Genomic DNA, 4,403 nt, shown 5'->3' on the forward strand with positions numbered 1-4,403 from the left:
GAGGCCGGCGGGCGGCCGTACCGGGGCGTGGTCAGCGCCGGCGTGGCGGGCGGTTTCTCCGACCAGGTGCCGGTCGGGGGCACCGTGCTGGGCAGCAGCGCGATCGCCGCGGATCTCGGCGCCGAGTCACCGGAGGGCTTCATCCCGGTGGACCAGCTGGGCATGCCGGCCGAGCTGCTGGGCGGCGGCGTCAGGATCACCGCCGACCGCGCGCTGCTGGCCGTCCTCCGCGCCGGCCTCCCGGCCGCCACGGTCGGCCCGGTGCTCACGGTCACCACCGTGACCGGCACCGCCGCCAGCACCGACGAGCTGCGCCGCCGGCACCCGGACGCCGTGGCCGAGGCCATGGAGGGGTACGGGGTGGCCGTCGCCGCCGCCCACGCCGGGGTGCCCTTCGTCGAGCTGCGGACGATCTCCAACCCGATCGGCCCGCGCGACCGCGACGCCTGGCGCCTCCGGGAGGCCCTTGAGGCCCTCACCGCCGCCGCGGCGGCCCTACCGACCGCGACCGCCCTCAGCTGAGTCGACGCCGACCGCTCGTGTCACCGCGCCCGCCGACGGAGCGGGCCCCGGCCGTCGTACCGCAGGACCATCGGCTGCTCATCGACGACAGCGCGGTATCCGCACGCGCGAAGGAAGCCGACGCCGTCACCGCGGGCGACCGCCTCCGCCGTCGTGACACCCACCTGCCGCATCTCCTCCGCCAACTGCCCGACCAGTCGACGGCCGATCCCCATCCCCCGCAGCCGAGGGGCGACGACCACGCCGTCCAGCACCACCGACCGGACGTCGCCCAGGTCGAACCCGAGGGCCAGATCCCCACTCTCCTCATGCGCCCGCAGCTCGCCCACCTGCCTCCCGTCGGGCAGCTCGGCGACGAGCCGCCACGAGGTCTCCGGCAACTCCGCCCGGTCGCGTCGCAGCGTCAGGACATCCGGTAGCCACTTCCGTAACCGCTGGTCGTCGCGGCGCCTCCGGTCGAGGTCGTAGGTCAGATCCGGGACACGCAGCGGCCACCGGTCTGGTGGCAGCGTGTACCAGTGCGCCCACCACGCGCCGGGCCAGTCCCGGAGCGTCCGCACCTTCCGGACGTCCAGGTGGGCGGGGTAGCGGCGCCCCGCCTCGTCCCGGACTTCGTCGTCCTCGAGCGGTGGCACCGGGGCCGTTGCCGTCTCGGCGGATGTGACGACCAGGACGCCGCCTGCCGCACGCACCAGGCGCTGCACCGTCTCCCACTGCGGATTCGCCGCCGGGTGCGTCTCGATCCGCGCCACCGTGCTCTTCGGCACGCCGGACCGCTCCGCCAACTCCCGCTGGCTGAGGTCAGTGTTCCGCCGTAGCGCACGTAACGTCGCGCCGAGGTCGATCCCCGTCCCGTCCGACACGCATCGATCGTTCCGAGCGCCCCGGCCTGTCGTCAACAGGGCTCTTGATCCTGTGGACAACCCTGTGGACAACCTCTCGGCGTGCCCTGTTCCACCTCAGCCCTCGCCACTGTCGAGCTGCCCCACCAGTGAGACCGGCCTGCCCCCGCCCGCACTCGGCCTTGGTCCTAGCACCACCGGGAGCCGGCCCGGGGTCACCCCTTCCACCTGGCGATTCTCGACGCGCTGCCTGGAGGGCGAACCGGCTCAGCGCCATCGCACTCCGGCCTCGGCGGACGACCGCTCCGCACGGCCGGGCGGAGAGACCTGTCGATTCTCCTCACCCGTCCGCGTCCCGAGTCCCGCCCGCCCCACAGATGGGGCAGCTCGACAGCACTTCACCGGAACTACGCCCGCCGCCTACAGCGCCCACCGGGAACGATCACCGCGCGCGCCACGTCACAACGGTGCGGCGGGGGCGGTCGGGCGGGCTGGGGACGGGGCTACGGTGGGGGCGTGGCGCTCTCACTGGCGATCTCGCCCTGTCCCAACGACACGTTCGTCTTCCACGCCCTCGTGCACGGCCAGGTGCCCGGGGCCCCGCCGGTCGAGGTGACGTACGCCGACGTCGACGTCACCAACACGGCCGCCGAACGGGGGGCGTTCGACCTGGTCAAGGTGAGCTTCGCGGCGCTGCCGTGGCTGCTGGAGGACTACCACCTGCTGCCCTGCGGCGGGGCGCTCGGCCGGGGTTGCGGCCCACTCGTCCTCACCCGCGGCGACCGCGCCGGGAGCACCGACCCGACCGGCCGGGCCGACCCCACCGGGCAGACCGACCTGACCGGTGCGACGGTCGCGGTGCCGGGCGACCGCACCACCGCGTACCTGCTCTTCCGGCTCTGGTCGGCCGACCGGCCGCCGGCGCGGATCGAGGTGGTGCCGTTCCACGAGATCATGCCCGGGGTGGCCGCCGGACGGTACGACGCCGGGCTGGTCATCCACGAGGCGCGGTTCACCTACCCGCGGCACGGGCTGACCGCGCTGGTGGACCTGGGCGAGTGGTGGGAGGCCGACACCGGCCTCCCGATCCCGCTCGGCGCGATCCTGGCCCGGCGCGGCGCCGTCGACCCCGAGGCCGCCGCGGGGTGGATCCGCGAGTCGGTCCGGCGGGCCTGGGCCGACCCGGCGGCGAGCCGGGAGTACGTGCTGGCGCACGCGCAGGAGATGGAGCCCGACGTGGTGGACCGGCACATCGGCCTCTACGTCAACGAGTTCACCGCGGACCTGGGTCAGGCCGGGTTCGCCGCCGTCGAGGCGCTGCTCGGTCGGGCCACCGACGCCGGGCTCGTGCCTCAGACCTCCAGCTCGCGCGCGACGGCGTGGACCAGCTGAGCCACCTTCTGGGCGGTCTTCCGGTCCGGGAAGCGACCACGGCGCAGGTCCGGCTGGACCTTCGCCTCCAGCACCTTGATCATGTCCTCGACGAGGCCGTGCAGTTCCTCCGCCGGCCGGCGGCGCAGCTCCGCCACCGAGGGCGGCGCGTCCAGCACCTTGACTCCCATCGCCTGGGCGCCGCGGCGGCTGTCCACCACGCTGAAATCGACCCGCTGACCGCCCTTGAGGTCGGTGACACCCGTCGGCAGCGCGCCCTTGGGCAGGAACACGTCGCCACCCTCGTCGCTGGTGACGAACCCGTATCCCTTGGCCGCGTCATACCACTTCACTCGACCCGTCGGCACGTGTAACCCCTGCTTCGCTCGGTACGTCTACTGCTCCAAGGCTAGCCGGATCATGCGGTCGAGCGCCGCCGGGAATCCGCCGAGGTCTCCGAGCACCACCGCCGCACCGGCGCCGTGCAGGTCGTCGGCCGAACACGGCCCCGTCGCCACGCCGATCCCGGGCACGCCGGCCGCTCCCGCCGCCACCATGTCGGCGACGTGGTCACCGACGTAGTGGGTGGCGCCGTGCGCCCGCAGGGCGCTCGCCTTCTCCTCCGCGAACAAGTCCCCGGCCAGCTCGTCGACGGTCAGGCCGAGGTGGTCCAGGTGCAGCCGCGCCAACCGGCCGATCTTGGAGGTGACCACGAGCACCCGTCCACCGCGTGCGCGTACCGCGTCGAGGGCGGCCCGGGCACCGGGCAGCGGCACGGTCGGGGTGATCGCGTACGCCGGGTACAGCTCGCGGTAGATGGTGACGGCCTCCTCCACCTGCTCCGGCGGGAACCAATGGGCGATCTCGGTACGCAGCGGAGGGCCGAGCCGGGACACCGCGACCTCGGCGTCCACGTGGACGCCGGTCCTCGCGGTCAGCGCCCGGTAGGCGGCGGCGATGCCGGGACGGGAGTCGACCAGGGTCATGTCGAGGTCGAATCCGACCGTCAGCACAGACATGCGCCGAACCTAGTCGAGGGGCGGGAAGTCCCACCGGCGGGCTAGCGTGGAACGACGATGACCACCTCACTCGCCGACCACCTGCGGTCGCTGCCGGACGACTCCCTCGCCGCGCTCCTCCAGCTGCGGCCGGACCTCGTCGTACCCGTGCCGGCCGACATGTCCGCGCTCGCCATCCGGGCCCAGTCCCGGGTGTCGGTGGCGCGCGCCCTCGACGGGCTGGACCAGTTCACCCTCCTGATCCTCGACGCGGCCCGGCTCACCCGGGACGCCTCGGACGGCAGCACCTCGGTCGACGCGGTGCTCGCCATGGCCACCGCCGGCCCGCGCCCACCCACACCGGCCCAGGTACGCGCCGCCGTGGACCGGCTGCGCGGGCTCCTCCTGCTGTACGGCCCCGACTCCCAGGTGCAGCTCGTGGGCGGCATCGACGAGATCTCCCCGTACCCGGCGGGGCTCGGCCGCCCGGCGGAGGAGCTGGACCTGCGGACGGCGGCCCTCTGTGCGGACCCGGCGAAGCTCCGGCGGACGCTGCTGGCCGCACCGCCGTCGGCCCGCGCGATCCTGGACCGGCTCGCCGCCGGTCCGCCGGTGGGCAGCGTCCCGCCCGGTGCGCTCCAGGCGCCACCGGTCGGCGCGGAGGACGACC

5 protein-coding genes and 1 pseudogene are annotated in these 4,403 nt (G+C 74.3%); 3 read left to right on the top strand and 3 right to left on the bottom strand.

Translation table 11 applies throughout. The features are described from left to right. Window positions 1-522, top strand: a 522-nt coding sequence (locus AB0I76_RS23295) for a futalosine hydrolase (protein WP_357039138.1), incomplete at its 5' end; no start/stop codon positions are given. Between the two features lie 20 nt (window positions 523-542). On the opposite strand, the gene AB0I76_RS23300 is transcribed toward AB0I76_RS23295, so the two are convergent. After that, window positions 543-1,385: a GNAT family N-acetyltransferase gene (locus AB0I76_RS23300; RefSeq protein ID WP_357039141.1), complete on the bottom strand. Its 843-nt coding sequence runs from the start codon at window positions 1,383-1,385 to the stop codon at window positions 543-545. Window positions 1,386-1,880: 495 nt separating this feature from the next. On the opposite strand from AB0I76_RS23300, the gene AB0I76_RS23305 reads away from it, so the two are divergent. After that, complete coding sequence (locus AB0I76_RS23305) at window positions 1,881-2,756, top strand: 1,4-dihydroxy-6-naphthoate synthase (RefSeq protein WP_357039145.1); 876 nt, start codon at window positions 1,881-1,883, stop codon at window positions 2,754-2,756. Here the strand turns inward: AB0I76_RS23305 and AB0I76_RS23310 are convergent. Both AB0I76_RS23310 and AB0I76_RS23315 read right to left on the bottom strand, forming a co-directional pair. After that, window positions 2,717-3,103 carry a cold shock domain-containing protein gene (locus tag AB0I76_RS23310; protein ID WP_357039148.1) on the bottom strand — a complete coding sequence of 129 codons (387 nt, stop codon included), beginning with the start codon at window positions 3,101-3,103 and terminating at the stop codon, window positions 2,717-2,719. The two genes, AB0I76_RS23305 and AB0I76_RS23310, sit on opposite strands and share 40 nt — an antisense overlap. 27 nt (window positions 3,104-3,130) lie before the next feature. Continuing rightward, window positions 3,131-3,754 (bottom strand): HAD family hydrolase, encoded by a 624-nt coding sequence (locus AB0I76_RS23315; RefSeq protein ID WP_357039151.1) that lies wholly within the window; start codon window positions 3,752-3,754, stop codon window positions 3,131-3,133. A gap of 57 nt (window positions 3,755-3,811) precedes the next feature. Here AB0I76_RS23315 and AB0I76_RS23320 point away from each other — a divergent pair. After that, window positions 3,812-4,403: pseudogene (locus AB0I76_RS23320) on the top strand (hypothetical protein); the annotation flags it as partial.

This window comes from Micromonospora sp. NPDC049799 (assembly GCF_040656655.1).
In the GTDB taxonomy this organism is placed as follows: domain Bacteria; phylum Actinomycetota; class Actinomycetes; order Mycobacteriales; family Micromonosporaceae; genus Micromonospora.

What these genes read in the sequence shown, in the direction of transcription:
- AB0I76_RS23315 (WP_357039151.1), bottom strand. Translation starts at nt 3,754, where the DNA reads ATGTCTGTGCTGACGGTCGGATTCGACCTCGACATGACCCTGGTCGAC.